The 15,391-nt window shown below is 43.8% G+C and carries 10 protein-coding genes and 2 tRNA genes; 6 read left to right on the forward strand and 6 right to left on the reverse strand.

Annotation, left to right across the window (positions count from 1 at the left end; translation table 11 throughout):
• Positions 1-10: 10 nt before the first annotated feature.
• From L4C35_RS18465 to L4C35_RS18475, 3 genes are all read left to right on the forward strand, one after another.
• Positions 11-1,396 (forward strand): DUF3131 domain-containing protein, encoded by a 1,386-nt coding sequence (locus L4C35_RS18465; RefSeq protein ID WP_428464276.1) that lies wholly within the window; start codon positions 11-13, stop codon positions 1,394-1,396.
• The gene (locus L4C35_RS18470; protein WP_428464277.1) at positions 1,393-2,565 is read left to right on the forward strand and encodes a hypothetical protein; all 1,173 of its coding nucleotides are present in this window, start codon (positions 1,393-1,395) and stop codon (positions 2,563-2,565) included. Before L4C35_RS18465 ends, L4C35_RS18470 begins: the two co-directional genes overlap by 4 nt.
• Positions 2,566-2,852: 287 nt before the next feature.
• On the forward strand, positions 2,853-4,136 hold the full coding sequence (locus tag L4C35_RS18475) for a glycosyltransferase (protein ID WP_428464278.1): 1,284 nt from the start codon (positions 2,853-2,855) through the stop codon (positions 4,134-4,136).
• Between the two features lie 67 nt (positions 4,137-4,203).
• On the opposite strand, the gene L4C35_RS18480 is transcribed toward L4C35_RS18475, so the two are convergent.
• Positions 4,204-5,094, reverse strand: coding sequence for a LysR family transcriptional regulator (locus tag L4C35_RS18480; RefSeq protein ID WP_428464279.1), 891 nt, complete (start codon positions 5,092-5,094; stop codon positions 4,204-4,206).
• Positions 5,095-5,251: 157 nt separating this feature from the next.
• On the opposite strand from L4C35_RS18480, the gene L4C35_RS18485 reads away from it, so the two are divergent.
• Both L4C35_RS18485 and L4C35_RS18490 read left to right on the forward strand, forming a co-directional pair.
• Positions 5,252-6,508: an adenylosuccinate synthase gene (locus L4C35_RS18485; protein ID WP_428464280.1), complete on the forward strand. Its 1,257-nt coding sequence runs from the start codon at positions 5,252-5,254 to the stop codon at positions 6,506-6,508.
• 251 nt (positions 6,509-6,759) lie between these two features.
• Positions 6,760-6,850: transfer RNA gene (locus L4C35_RS18490), tRNA-Ser, on the forward strand.
• 825 nt (positions 6,851-7,675) lie between these two features.
• On the opposite strand, the gene L4C35_RS18495 is transcribed toward L4C35_RS18490, so the two are convergent.
• Positions 7,676-8,953 (reverse strand): serine hydrolase domain-containing protein, encoded by a 1,278-nt coding sequence (locus tag L4C35_RS18495; protein ID WP_428464281.1) that lies wholly within the window; start codon positions 8,951-8,953, stop codon positions 7,676-7,678.
• Between the two features lie 500 nt (positions 8,954-9,453).
• Here L4C35_RS18495 and L4C35_RS18500 point away from each other — a divergent pair.
• Positions 9,454-9,544, forward strand: a tRNA-Ser gene (locus L4C35_RS18500).
• 360 nt (positions 9,545-9,904) lie between these two features.
• On the opposite strand, the gene L4C35_RS18505 is transcribed toward L4C35_RS18500, so the two are convergent.
• From L4C35_RS18505 to L4C35_RS18520, 4 genes are all read right to left on the reverse strand, one after another.
• A complete protein-coding gene (locus tag L4C35_RS18505; RefSeq protein WP_428464282.1) occupies positions 9,905-11,152 on the reverse strand; it encodes a dicarboxylate/amino acid:cation symporter in 1,248 nt (415 codons plus the stop codon).
• Positions 11,153-11,222: 70 nt separating this feature from the next.
• Positions 11,223-12,464: an NAD(P)/FAD-dependent oxidoreductase gene (locus tag L4C35_RS18510; protein ID WP_428464283.1), complete on the reverse strand. Its 1,242-nt coding sequence runs from the start codon at positions 12,462-12,464 to the stop codon at positions 11,223-11,225.
• A 163-nt stretch (positions 12,465-12,627) separates the two neighbouring features.
• Positions 12,628-13,758: an S-(hydroxymethyl)glutathione dehydrogenase/class III alcohol dehydrogenase gene (locus L4C35_RS18515; RefSeq protein WP_303500615.1), complete on the reverse strand. Its 1,131-nt coding sequence runs from the start codon at positions 13,756-13,758 to the stop codon at positions 12,628-12,630.
• A gap of 205 nt (positions 13,759-13,963) precedes the next feature.
• Entirely contained in the window at positions 13,964-15,385 is a 1,422-nt protein-coding gene (locus tag L4C35_RS18520; protein ID WP_428464284.1) for an aminotransferase-like domain-containing protein, read from the reverse strand.
• Positions 15,386-15,391: the final 6 nt, after the last annotated feature.

A 15,391-nucleotide genomic window follows, 5' to 3' on the forward strand; every position in this document is an offset into this window, starting at 1 on the left:
AGGGATGTAGATGTTGAGAAAGGGACTTATTGTATGCTCGTTATTTGCACTAACTTCATGTGGGGTGGTGTATCAGGGTGTGCAAGATGGTTTAACAACAATCAATACTTCCCAAATTATACGCCAAGGTCGTTATGGTAAATTAACCGAGCAAGAATTAGCATGGGCGCAAACAGCATGGGTATACGTTGAAAATAATACCCAATTGAAAACAGGGCTGGTTAATTCAATCGACAATTACCCTTCAACTAATATGTCGTCATTAGCCGATTACCTCGTTGCGCTAATGGCGGCACAAGAATTTGAATTCATTACCAGCAAAGAGCATGACGAACGCCTTTCTCTAGTTTTGAATTTTCTGAATAAAATGCCACTTAGCTCGGTGGGAGTGCCAAATAAAGTCTATAACACTACAACGGGTCAAATGGTGGACTATGGCAATCAGCCTAAAGACATTGGTTGGTCAGCGGTGGATGTTGGTCGTATTTTGATAGTGCTCGCAATGACTAAGCAGCGTAATCCTGAATTTTCAGAGTATATCGATAAAGCGGTCCTACGCTGGAACTTTTGTGAGTTAGTCACCAATGAAGGCGAACTCTATGGCGGCGTGGTAAAAGATGATGGTCATATTTTTCGCTATAAAGAGGGGCGGTTAGGGATAGAAGAATACACCTCTTACGGTTACCTTGATTGGCAAGTTGTGCCACAAAAAGCGATGCGCTTCGACCCCTACGAAGTCATTACAATCAATGGTATTGATATTATGTTTGATGGGCGTGATCCGCGTGATTATGATGTCCTTCGCCCTGTTTACAGTAATCCCTATTTAAAGCTTGGCCTCGAGTTTAATTGGGACAATATTAATGACACCAGCACTACAGATGCCAAACACAGTAATGATACTTTGGCGGCTATGGCTGATGCTCTATACCGAGTACAAGAATCACGCTGGGATAAAGAGCGTATATATACTGCGCGAGGTTCGCATGTCGTAAGTGGGGAGCCGTATTTTGTTTATGATAGTGTCTATGCCTTAGGTACCCCTTGGATCACGGTCGCTGAAGATGGCAGTGATCATGATGAGCTGGCATTGATATCAACCCAAGTTGCGTTTCAGATGTGGACCCTCTGGAAAACAGACTATACAGACAGATTAATGGTGTTGGTACGTGAGCTGTATGATGCCGATCGTGGGTGGTACGAAGGACGCTACGAGCTCACCAGTGGTTATGAAAAAAGCATTACTTTAAATACCAATGCAGGGGTATTAGAGGCTTTACTATATAAAGCCAACGGCAAGTTGTATCAGCCAAATGAAGCACTGGAATATCGTGATGTTAAGTTTAACTCTCGTTTTGATCATCCTGGCAGATGCTTAGTGGAGACGTTCAGATGAGCCTAAATAGACAAACTTTATGTAAACAAAGCTTAATATCTCATCTTCTTATTTTATGCTTACTTATTCTCTCCTCGCTGTTATCAACAGCAAGTGCCTCTGCTGTGGATGTGGACATCAGTTTATACAGTAAAGCGACGTTTCTTGCTAAGTCTGGCCGTTATAAACAAGCGGCGGAACAATACCATCGATTATCTATCCTGTTTTTAAGCTCAGAAGCCAAACTTAGCCGTAAAAAAATGTGGCAATATGCGGGGCTTGCAGAGGGGCTAGCGGCCATTGCCGCCGATAAAAGCAACAGCGCGAAAGCCTATCAGTATTGGGCTGATAGTATGCGTTATTTGATGACGGGGGGAACCAACTGGGAGCAAATGAAGCAAAAGCTGCATATGCGATATGAGGCGGCCAATACGCAATTATCTACCCAGTTACAAATAAATGATTTTGCCGCCACTCTTGATGATCATTGGCAGAATGAATTAGATACCTTACAAGCGTGGGATGAAAAGTTAGATTTTTTCTCTTTCTCTAGCCCTAAACTAGGTTTGGTTGATCGCTCACAAGCAGGCTCAACTACGGTACATGCTTCTCAAGTTAAACCTAAAGTCATGTATCAACCGCCTTCTTCTTCGGGCAAGAAACTCAGTGGTTTAAATAATAGCTTTTCGCAAAGTAAGCAATTTACGCCAGTGCCCGCAGTAGATCCAACACCGGAGCCATTATCGGAACCTGAATCGACAGAGTCGAGTGAACCAAGACTTGCTGAAGATTTGAACTCGCAGAAAGTGACACCACCAGCGCAGCAAAATAAAGTGAGTGGATCACAATTAGCCGCGTCGATGACACCTGCGCAAGATCTTGAAGCGCCGACAGTAACAAGCCGCAGCGATAAGTCGATAAATGAAGCTAACAGTGATCAAGCTGAAACGAAAAACCTTCAGCAAAAAGACAATGTTGTTGTTCTTCCTATAGAAGCAATCTCGTTTGATCAACAAACCGCTGCCAATGAAACGCCAGTACGAAAATTATCGCCTCAAGAGACTCAAGCTGAACCATCCCCTCCCAATGTGCCTAACCCTATGGCGAAAGGAAACCTTGCAACGATTGAAGAGGCGACAGTGACACCCTTGCAGCGTCGTAGCTTTGCACCTATTGCTAGCAAAGAGTAGTACTTGTCGGCTTGGCTTCTTTATATTGAATAATCTAATGATCTGTAACCTAATAACGTTACATTAGGGTGATTCACAACGGCCATCTAATTGGTCATATTGACTCCGCTTAACCCGTACTTCTCACTTCAAATTAACGGCATAGAAGTAAGATAAAATAGGCATTTAAATTTGGCTTAGTTGCATATGGTTACTAGTCTTTAAATAGACCCTATAAGCAACAGCTTGCTGATCAGTTGTTTGTTTAGCTTCGCTTGTGGGCGACTTATTCTCACAAGGACGAAAGGATGAGCAATATGACGGTATCAGAGCAAGTAATTCAGCGGGTACTTCTTTCAGCGAGTGACTATTTTGATCTAACAGAAGCGACTCATCAGCATAAATTGCTTAAGTTGGCGAATACCTTGTATTGCTTGAAAGACGTTACGGTAGATCGATATCAAGAAATTGCAGCCCAGCCTAATTGTCCACTTGAATTTAAGCTTGCCGTAAAGCTTGTTGAGTCTCGCCGTTATTTACTGACTGTGACAAAGCCAGTGACTGTCGGTGTTGTATTTGCAATGTGGGGGGAGCACAACAGACTCAATGTGAAAGATGCCACTAATCCTCATGGAGAAGACTCGCTTCGCGTCAAAATAGAACAGCTTAACTGGGTGATGCAAGGCACAGTGGTTGATTGGCGATTGTACCCTGTCGATGATGGTTGCCCGCATAATAGCTATAGCATAGCCAAAAGTATCGCGAAAGGTAGCGTGAATGCGCAACAGATTAAGGTACTCAAATTATCAGATACGCTGCCTGCGGCAGATGGCCCGTTGAAAAATTTAGCGTCAGCGGATGATTCTCGAAAAGGTGGTGCAATTATTTACGGTTGCCAACAAGCACTAGAAGATAGCGTAGATTGTGTCATGTACACAGATGCGGATAATTCCGTACATCTAGGGCAGCTGGGCTTATTGCTTAAACCTTTCATCATGAATCATCACCATGTTGTGCTTGGTAACCGTAAACACCCAGATTCAATTCTTGTTAAGCAAGAAGAGCGCTGGGGTGTTGGTATTAAAACCTTACGTCATATGCAGCGCATGATAGGACAAGAAATCTTTTCTAAAGGCATTAAAGATACACAAGCTGCTTTTAAGTTATATGGCGCAGGCGTGTTAAGAGAAATTATCAAAAAACCAACCGTGTATGATTTTTCGTTTGATACAGATTGGATTTTAGCGGCAATGGAAATGAATCAACCTATCGCGACAGTACCCTTTGCATTTATAGATTCAGCTGCAGAATCGGCGTCTATTGTTCAGGGGCCAATGACAACATGGTATACCTTGTTAGATGGTTTGGTGAAAGCAGTAAGAGCACGTCATGCTGACCATGACCATACGATGGCGCGTGTTTTTGATTTAGAAGTGAAATCACATAAAGATCTTGAAGCCATCCTTAACGTGTTACCCGCAGAGCTCGCCGATGCCAGTGATGCCGATCTGGGTGATCCATCGATAATGTCGCCAAGTGCCGTTAAAGAGTGGATCATAAAAATGAAGCAACCACAAACAGTGACTTTCTAGCGTATATCAATAATAGTCAAAAATGATATCAGTACCCTTTGCCCCTGTTAACAGGGGCTTTTTTGTTCTACTGAGAATTAGTAATTTCTTCACCAACCCATAGTAATAGCTGCTTAATCGCCCGAGATAGCACCTGATTCTGGCGAACGATGTAACCTAAACTGGTCGTCGGGAAATCTGGTAAAGGTGTGATCGTACTCGTGAGGTTCAACTTAGGGTGAAGCGAAAATGCAGGCACAATGGCGATGCCAAACCCCGCTTCAGCCCAATCAATCTGCGCATCCACACTGCCGACTTCCATAATGCGATATTTAGGCAGTTTTAAGCTAGGCAAGGCGAGATCAATCAGATCTCGGGTACGGGTATCATGACCAAGCAGAATCAGGGTAGGCAGTTCATCATCAGGGAGTGCTGCATTATCCATCGCTTGCTTTTGCCACCTTGCCAGGCCATCGCCTAACGCACACCATCTTACTTGTCTTAGCTCGGTAAAGTGTAACGGCTGACTTTCTTTCTGAGCAATAACAAAGCCTAAATCAGCTTTCGCACTTTTAACTAACTCGGCCGCTTGGGTTGAGGTGGTATTAAACAGTGACAGATCAATACCTGGAAATTCACGCTTAAAAGATTGAAAGGGCTTGATGAGTAGAAGGCGAGAAATAATATCGCTAGCGGCAATAGATACCGTACCTTGGCACAGATCATTAATAGCGTTTAAATCGGCTTGGCATACTTGTAATTCTTGCAATGTTTGCTGGGCACTCTTGAGTAAACGCTCGCCAGCTTGTGTTAATCGAAATGGATTCCGCTCAATTAATTTTACCCGAGTGCTTTGTTCTAACTGTTTGATATGCAAGCTGACATTTGGCTGGGTCATGTGAAGTTCGGCGGCTGTTTTACCAAAGTGCTCAAGCCGCGCTAAGGTGACAAAGGTGTTTAACCAGTGGAGATCAAGCATATCAAATCCTTTCTATCATTGTATTTACGCTTCACATTCTATCCTATGGTAGAACACCAGTCATATGGAATCCTTATCAAGCTTATAATAATTATTAATTTCTCTTATTGCCTGGTGAGGCATAGCATAGCCACTTCGATTTTAAGGAGAGTTAATTATGTCGTCTATCGTTGTTGTTGGTGCTAACTGGGGTGATGAAGGCAAAGGCCGTATCGTTGATTTCTTGGCAGAGAAAGCATCGGCAAGCATCCGCTTCCAAGGTGGTAATAACGCAGGTCACACAGTAGTGAATGACTTGGGTACATTTAAATTACACCAACTTCCAAGCGGCGTATTTAACCCTGATTGTTTAGCCGTTTTGGGCCCAGGCATGGTAATTAGCCCAGAGCATCTAACCAAAGAAATCGAAGAAGTAGCAGCTGCTGGCGTTAAAGTAAATCTGTGTATTTCAGATCGTGCGACACTGTGTTTACCTCTTCATGCGCTTGAAGATACCTTAGAAGAAGAGCGTTTAGGCGACGGTGCTTACGGTTCTACTCGTCAAGGTATTGCGCCAGCTTACGGCGACCGCGTGATGAAAAAAGGTATTTTAGTAGGTTGGCTACAACAACCAGAAGTATTGCTTGAGCGTATCCAGTTTATGATGGATTGGAAACTACCTCAGCTTAAAGCTTTATACCCATCGTTTGAGTTTGATCAAACTGCAGAAGAAATGACTCAGTGGTTGCTTGAAATTTCTGCACCTTGGCGTGATGCGATTTGTAATGTAACTCAGCCGCTTAAAGCGCTACAAGCTAAAGGTGAAAACCTGTTGTTTGAAGCACAGCTGGGTGCAGGCCGTGATTTGGTGTACGGTGAATACCCATGGACAACATCATCGAATGTTATCTCAACGTACGCAGGTATTGGCAGTGGTTTGCCTGCGCTTCGTCCAGAGTGTGTGATTGCAGTTGCGAAAGCGTTCAGTTCATCTGTTGGTACTGGTACGCTGGTAACGGCAATGGAAGAGCAAGATGCATTCCGTGAATCTGCAAACGAGTTCGGTGCAACCACGGGTCGCCCACGTGATATGGGTTACTTCGATGCTGTTGCAACACGTAATGGTGTTGAAATTCAAGCAGCAACAGAAGTTGCACTAACTAAAGTAGACTGCTTGAGTGGCCTAAAAGATCTGAAAATTTGTGTTAGCTACGATGGCGACCACAGTGAAAACCCAATTTGGCCACAAACGGCTTCTTTGGCACCAGTATACGAGCAAATGGAAGGCTGGGATGAAGACATTACAGCATGCCGTAAGTTCGAAGAGCTACCAAAAGCAGCACAAGCTTACGTTCTACGTATTGAAGAGCTAATGGGCGTGCCTGTGAAAATGGTATCTGTTGGCCCTGGTCGTGAACAAATGATCATGCGTTAATTCACTGATTACTGTTTAACGGTAATAGAAAAGCAGTATCACTTTGCGTGGTGCTGCTTTTTTTTTGTATTTGAATTCAATTCGCTCTCGATGAGTCCCACTCTGATTGTTATCATAAGTTGAATCAAGTTACAGTTTTGATGCTTGGTTGTAATAACTAAGTAAAACTTGCCTTTTATCGCATGAAATACAAGCACTTGATGTTTTAAAGGCTTTACACTTTTCGCGGATGCTCGTATTATTCGCCGCATGGAGAGATGGCTGAGTGGTTGAAAGCACCGGTCTTGAAAACCGGCATACGTTTGTAGCGTATCTAGGGTTCAAATCCCTATCTCTCCGCCACATTTAAGAAAGGCGCTAATTTATTAGCGCCTTTTTTACGTTTGGGCTAACGTGAAAAGGATTTGTTCCAAATCCGCCATACCCATAGCGCTCCGCCACATTAAAAAAAACCGCTGAAACTTCAGCGGTTTTTTTTCGCCTAAATTTTGTGATTAGAGATAGGGTGCCGACCCTAGAGTAGGGTTCACCTGAGCGAAGCGAAAGCACATTGCCCGTGCCGAAGGCGCGAAAAGGCAATAGCCCGAAGGGCGCGAGCTTGCGAGCAGTAAATCCCTATCTCTCCGCCACATTAAAAAAAACCGCTAATTTATTAGCGCCTTTTTTACGTTTGAGCCAAGTGAAAAGGATTTGTACCAAATCCGCCATACCCATAGCGCTCCGCCACATTTAAAGAAGCCAGCTTAATTGCTGGTTTTTTTGCATCTGTAGCTTATGACATCGATAGCAAAGCAAAGCAAAGCAAAGCAAAGCAAATCAAGAAGTTTGTATTGACCTTCCATTAGCTGGAAGGCACAACCTTACATCTACTCTAGATAAAGGCATAAGGAGACCATGATGGGATGTTGTAATCAAGCACCCAAAGGGGGCACACGTCAGTTAGCATTGCTGCTAAAAGTGACAGGCGCCATCTTTTTGATGGTTCTATTGTTAGCAGTTTTCTTTGGCTGAGCGCTGTGAATGTCGGTTATTTTTCATGTGACGCAATGCAAATTTAAAAGTGAAACGTTGAGAACTAAGACCGATTTGCTATAGAAAAAGAGTAGGGGAAAACAAAAAACCAGAGCGCATAAGGCTCTGGTCTTTTTATTATTAGAAAGTGAGCTATTACTTAATTGCAGCCTTGATAGCCGGAATTGCAGTGTGGAAGAAACCAACCGCCATTCGTGGGCTGGATGGAACATTGTAGCTACTGAACATGGCAATTACGGTTTTGCTTTCAGGCTCCATCGCGATGATTTGACCGTTTACACCCACAGCTAATAACCAGTTTTCACCACCTAGATTCAGCACTCGGAATTGGTTTTCGTACCAGCCCTCTGCCAGTGCTGATTCTTTGCCTTTAGCCCAGGCTAACTTCACTTCATCGTTACCTTTCATTGTGTTGGCCAACCACTCAGCAGGAACAACTTGCTCACCTTTTTGGTTTTTACCTCCATGGGCCCAGATATCACCCATGGTTGCAAAATCACGGGTAGTCATTTGCATTGCGCCCGATGTAATTGGATGGGTTTCTTTATCGACAAAGATGGTGGTCGGTGAATTAAACTGACCTGCTTTCCAGATTTTATCTTCAAAGTACTCAGTCCAGTGCTTGCCAGTAGCGCGAGCGGTGATCAGACCCAGCAGCTCAGTATTGTATGAGTGGTACTCATATTTTTTACCTTGTTCATAGGACAACTTAGTCAGGTGCGGAGTGTAATCTGCGATACCTACCCAAGGACTGTCTGTGTGACCGTGCCAGCTGATAGCGTCTTCCATAGAAGTATCCCAGTCACTACCGTATTCATTTTGTATATCATCAATAAGAGCAAATCCTGAACGCATATCGGCAACATACTGAATTGGATATTTGCCCAGGACAGTACCTTTAGCTTCAGGAACATACTTTTCTACTGGATCGGTCAGTTTAAGATAACCTTCTGCTTCTGCAATGGCGATCAGAGAGCTTGTAAAAGATTTACCAGCTGACTGAGTCATGTTTATGGTGTTTTTATCAGTACCAGACCAGTAGTGTTCATGCACCAGCTTCCCATCTTGCAGTACAACCATAGTGCGGTTGTGTAAACGATCACGTAGTAGCTCAGTAAGAGTCAGCGACATACCATTGATATCTTGAACCTGAACACTATCCATATTCAGAGACTTAGCCGATTTTTCAAAATTACGGCCCTTTTTACCAGGGTAAATTTTTGCGTGCTCACTGAATTTTTGAGTGTCGATGTAGTTCATTGATGCGTACTCTTGAGCATCCCAGTTTTTCTGAGAAATGCCATACGGTGCCAACGCTTCCAGAAGCGCTTTATCTTCATCATGAAATGTTACAGCACCCGCATTAAAAGTCGTCAATGCCGCAACGGCTAGAGTTAATACACCCTTGTTCATATCTCATTCCTTAATCAGTAAACATGATAGTTGCGACATCAAACCATAATGTAGCAGGGAAATCAAAGTGGAATTATGCAAATTGATATTCCATCACAAAGTCACCTTATTTCAATCGTATTTATGCTTTTAAACGGATAATAACCCGCTGTCTTATTGGTTTGTTTCAATTGTGCTAATAAATGACAGCTGTTTTATTTAACCACAGAGTAGTTCATTTGACATCAAATCTAAAATGCTTGGTAAGCCGATGAATCTCGTAAGAGCTTAAAATCCCCCCTAATAATCAGCATTGTGCGTTATGAGATACGTCAGTTAGCATTGCTACTAAAAGTGACAGGCGCCATCTTTTTGATGGTTCTATTGTTAGCAGTTTTCTTTGGCTGAGCGCTGTGAATATCGACGTATTATCCGTACTTTGCTTGCTTATTGCGCGGTTGAGCTTTTGGGGCTTATTTCTGCTTTACAGATGTTAGTGACCCCCTTATTATACGCCGCATGGAGAGATGGCTGAGTGGTTGAAAGCACCGGTCTTGAAAACCGGCATACGTTTATAGCGTATCTAGGGTTCAAATCCCTATCTCTCCGCCACATTCAAAGAAGCCAGCTTAATTGCAGGCTTTTTTACATCTGTTACATGGCAAAGAATAGATAGGGTGCCGAACCCTAGAGTAGGGTTCACCTGAGCGAAGCGAAAGCACATTGCCCGTGCCGAAGGCGCGAAAAGGCAATAGCCCGAAGGGCGCGAGCTTGCGAGCAGTAAATCCCTATCTCTCCGCCACATTCAAGAAAGGCGCTAATTTATTAGCGCCTTTTTTACGTTTGAGCAAACGTGAAAAGGATTTGTACCAAATCTGCCATACCCACAGCGCTCCGCTACATTAAAAAAACCGCTGAAGATTCAGCGGTTTTTTCCTGTCTAACTTTTAATGTGGGTCGTTATTTAATTTATTAAGCTTTCGCTTGCCACTTATCAACAACCAAAGCGGCAATAATATCGCCTTCCACATTTACTGCGGTGCGGAAAGTATCTAGTGGTCGCTCAATGATCAGCAAAATGGCAATTGCTTCTAGTGGGATCCCTGCTGCGAGCAAGACTAACTGCATACCAGACATGGATCCTGATGGCATTCCCGGAGCACCAATAGAAGATACCATCGCCATAATAAAGATCATGATGTAGCCGCTCGTGCCTAAATCGATGCCATATAACTGGGCAAGGAAGATAGCAGCAACCCCTTCGAATAGCGCAGTACCATCCATGTTCATGATGGCACCAAGTGGCAGTACCATACTGCTTGTAGACTGCGATACCCCAAGTTCTTGTTCTGCCGTTTGTATTGATAATGGTAAAGTCGCAGAGCTAGACGAGGTGGTAAATGCCATCACCATAGGTGCAGACAGCGCTTTAAACAGCGACTTAAAACCTATGCCAGTGGTTGCTTTGGCAATGGTCGGTAAAACAATGGCACCGTGTATAAAGGTTAGGAGAAACACTAAGCCTGCAAATTTCGCCAGCTGACCAAATAGCTCGCCATTACTGGTGACAGAGAACTCAAACACGATGGCAAAGACAGCGTAAGGCGCAAATTGAATAATGCTCGAAACTAGCTTGTTAACAGCTTTGTTTAACCCTGAAATCACATCAAAAACGGCATGTTTTGCAGGTAAGCTCGCCAGTAATGCAATACCCAGTAAGATGGAAAATACAACAATCGCCAGTAAGTTCGTATTGGATAATGCAGCAATAGGGTTTTGCAGTGCCATGCTGATCAATTTACCCATAATGGCATCTGATGATGCTGAGCTATTATCGATTAATTGGGTATTCTCACTCAGTGTGATAGTTGCAGGATCTACCAGTTGTGGCCAAGCTGGGAGTGTTAATGATGCGCCTAAACCTAAGCTGATCGCAATGATCGAAGTGAACGAATAAAAGGCGACCGTTTTACAACCAAGTTGCTTAAATTTCACGGTTGAGCCGATACTTGTGATCCCTTGCAATAACGACAGCATAACAACAATGCCGACGACCATTTTAAGTAAGCCGATATATGTTGTTTTTGCCAACATTAAAAGTGAAAAGCTAGCAGAGTCGGTATTGATGTAATCGGCTGGGATCAGCTGTGCGAGTAGCCAAGCTGAAATAGCGGCTAGTAGAAGTTGCACAGGAAGAGATTTGAAAAAGGTGAAACGCATAGTAGGCTCTCAATATATAGCAACTAGGCTATTTAGCCCTCGCTAGAAGTTGCGAGGGCTGTGGTTGCAGTTAAATACCTGTCGGTTTAAATACCGCTTTTAATCGTTTGGTGATCATTAAGCGTGAAACGGTGAATACGCCACTAACCGTACTTTGGTGTAAGCGGAAAATCGTATCATATATACGTCGAATCATGCGGCCTTGTAAGACCAGTTTGCCCTCACAACGCTCGTTCTGAGCAAACGGTGCGATACCAAACGAGCCGACAGCAAAGTGATGCCCGACGGCGACAACCATCCCACCATCTTTGAAGGTGAAAGGAGTGAGTGTTTGTTCGTCTAAGTGACGGCTCAAGCTTTTTGCTAAGTGAATCGCGGCTTGGTTCGCAGCTTGTGCTCTCGGAGGCACGGTTGAACCATCGGCTTGTGGAATAGATGCACAGTCACCAATTGCAAAAATCGCAGGGTCTATGGTTGAACTAAGATCTTGATTCACTATGATCTGATTCATTCGGTTGTACGCTAAACCACCGATGCCATTTAACCAGTCAGGGGCTTTTACACCAGCAGCCCAAAATTGGGTGTTGGCTGCTAGGAATTGACCATCGGTTGTTTGCATGCCGTCGCGAGCCACTTCCTTAATGCGGGTATTGAGTAATACATTAACGTCGCTTCGTGTTAACTTTTCTAGCACTTTTTCAGACATTTTCTGCGGACTATTGGGTAGCACGCGATCAGCAGCTTCAATCATATTAATGTTTAAACAAGCGGCGTTATATCTTTTAAGTTTTTTGCTTACTCGTGCTAATTCAGCAGCAAGCTCAACACCGGTTGCACCAGCACCAACAATGTTGATAGTGCTGTCATTGCCCGCACGAAGTACGTGGCTAATTTGATTCCATGCTTCACGGGCTTGGCTGGCAGAGTCTAAAAACATGCAATGAGCTTGTGCGCCGTGGGTATTAAAATCATTACTTACCGCACCAATGGCGATAACGAGATAGTCGTAACTGACGGTGTCTTCGCTACCATCGGCTTTGCGTACATTAACCACTTTTTGTTGGCGATCAATGTTGGTCATAGCGGCTTGGTAGTGTTGATAACCGTGTGTTGCGCCATGCGTAAAATAACAAACGGAATCTAAATCACTATCGAAAGTCCCTGCTGCAATCTCGTGCAAACGTGGTTTCCAGTAGTGATCAATTTCAGGTTCGATTAATAAAATTTCATCATCTTTACGAACAGATTTAGCCAGTAGAGTCGATAGTTCAAGGCCAGCAGCTCCGCCACCAACAACAACGATTCGAGACATAATGGATCCTCAAAAAAAAGACGCTTCGCAATGAATGCAAAGCGTGGCCATGTGCCAAAATCAAAGGTAGAAAGTGCTATCCATAGCAGCATGAACAAGCATGCGGGTCATGAAAGACAGCAGCCTTTAAGCTAAAGGCTGCATAGTAGAGTAGGGCTAGTTGTTATTTATCGAAGTGAATAACGGTACGAATGCTTTCGCCTTTGTGCATTAGCTCAAACGATTCGTTGATATCTTCTAGTCCCATAGTGTGCGTGATGAAGTCATTCAATTTGAATTCACCCGCCATGTAGCGTTCAACAATTTCAGGTAGCTCTGAGCGACCTTTAACGCCACCAAAAGCAGAGCCACGCCATACACGACCCGTCACTAGTTGGAATGGACGAGTGGAGATTTCTTGGCCAGCACCTGCAACACCAATCACAACTGATTCGCCCCAGCCTTTGTGGCAACACTCAAGTGCAGAGCGCATGACGTTCACGTTACCAATGCACTCGAACGAGTAATCAACACCGCCGTCAGTAAGTTCAACGATGACGTCTTGAATTGGCTTATCGTAGTTCGTTGGGTTAATGCAATCAGTAGCACCCAGTTGACGAGCAAGCTCGAACTTACTTTCATTAATATCGATCGCAATAATACGACCCGCTTTCGCCATTTGAGCGCCAATGATGGCAGATAGACCAATACCACCTAGGCCGAATACAGCAACTGTGTCGCCTTCTTGTACTTTTGCAGTATTAAGTACCGCACCCATACCGGTTGTTACGCCACAGCCAAGTAGACAGACTTCTTCTAATGGTGCTTCTTTGTTTACTTTTGCCAATGAAATCTCTGGTAATACTGTGTATTCAGAGAAAGTAGAACAGCCCATGTAATGGAAAATTGGCTGGCCATCTTTATAGAAACGCGTGGTACCGTCTGGCATTAAGCCTTGGCCTTGGGTTTCACGAATTTTCTGACATAAGTTAGTCTTGCCAGATAGACAGAACTTACATTCACCACATTCTGGTGTGTAAAGTGGGATAACATGATCGCCGACTTCAACACTGGTAACGCCTTCACCAATCATTTCAACAATACCGCCACCTTCATGGCCTAGGATTGCAGGAAAGATACCTTCAGGATCATCACCAGACATAGTGAATGCATCTGTGTGGCAAACGCCTGTTGCGATAATGCGAACAAGTACTTCCCCTGCACGCGGTAGCATTACATCCACTTCTTCAACAGATAGTGGTTGGTTTGGGCCCCATGCGATTGCAGCTTTTGATTTGATAAATTTATCGGTCATGACATCTCTCTTTATATTTATTACGTCGGCACAATTGCGTGCTCCGTTTTGATGGTTGCCATTATATTTATTTCTCAGATGCTGATAATCCACTTAAATAATAAATTACTTTTACTGACTGGTAATAATTGAGGCAGGATAGGGCTAATATCCATGGAGTGATTGATAAAAAACAACGGAGTTATTATAACTAAACCATTAATTATCAGTGGCTTATAGTGTTGTTTGCGATAATGGCAGCAAGCAGAGTAATACCTTGCTGCCAATGGTCGTTTTGCTCGAATGTTGCAAAGCTTAGTCGAATACAGTGGTTGTACTGCCCTTGGGTACCAAACATGCTACCAGGTAAGATACTGATCCCTTGGGTTAAAGCTTGCTGATAAATAGCAAAAGTATCAGTGTTGCTCGGTAATGTGAGCCAGCATAGGAAGCTACCTTCTGGCTGGGATAGATGGTACTGACCAACCAGTGATGGGTGTTGATTTAACGCATCGACAAAGAGGGCTGCGAAGTTACGCTGATTACGGCGGTAAGTCCGTCGGATCACACCTAAATGCTGGCGGTATTTTCCTGAACTTAAAAACTCACCCACAGCTGATTGCATCAAATTTAAACTGCCCATGTTGTCACACAATAAACGGTGCTCAATGGCATCTTGATATTTGCCTGCTAATACCCAGCCAATACGTAACCGTGAATCGAGTGTTTTTGATAATGAGCTGCAGTAGATCACCCTATCTTGCTGATCTAAGCTTTTTAAGGTTGCAGGATGCTCTTGATAGGCTAAACCACCAAACACGTCATCTTCGATGATAGGAATGTTTTTCGTGATGGCTAAAAACTGACGACGTGCGTCATCAGGCATGACATACCCCGTTGGATTGTTATAGGAAGGGTTAATCACAATGGCTTTTATTGGCCAGTGATTGATTGCATGTTCAGTGGCGGCAAGATCGATACCTGTAGTGGGGTTGGCTGGTACTTCTATCGCTTTGAGTTTGAGTGACTCTATGATCAGCAAAGTCCCAAAATAACAAGGTGAATCAACAAGTACGACATCACCTGGTTGAGTTACGGCCTGCAAACTCAAGCTAATCGCTTGCTGAGCGCCGTGAGTAATCAGGATTTTATTCGGCGAAGTAGAAATCCCGAGTTCTTGATTAATATGAACCAGTTGCTTAATCAGCGTTTCATTACCCGGTGGGATTTGGTAATGGCTGGGAATATTTGTTTGATAACGGCTGTGGCGACCAATTTCAGCATATAGTGAGCGAATTGCAGGAAAGTCAGTATTAGGGTGTGCCGATCCGGCATGGACTAAATCATGGCTAAGTGGTTGGCTAAGAATGACTTTACTTAAGCCAATAAGGTCAACTTCAGAAGGTGGGAGTTGAGGCTCTTTAGAGGATGTATTGAGCTTGCTGACTCGAAAGCCAGAACGTGGATGGGGCGTGATATCGCCAGCGGCCTCGAGTTGTTCATACCCACGAATGACTGTGTTTTTACTGACTTGAAGGTGTTGGCTTAATGCTCGAATGGAAGGCAGTTTCTCGTCGGGTAAATAGCACTGGTTCGTGATTTGTTCACGGATAAATTGCACAACCTGTTGGTACTTCTTGCCTGTCATTATTAA

This window comes from Photobacterium kagoshimensis (assembly GCF_050337045.1).
Lineage (GTDB): Bacteria > Pseudomonadota > Gammaproteobacteria > Enterobacterales > Vibrionaceae > Photobacterium > Photobacterium kagoshimensis.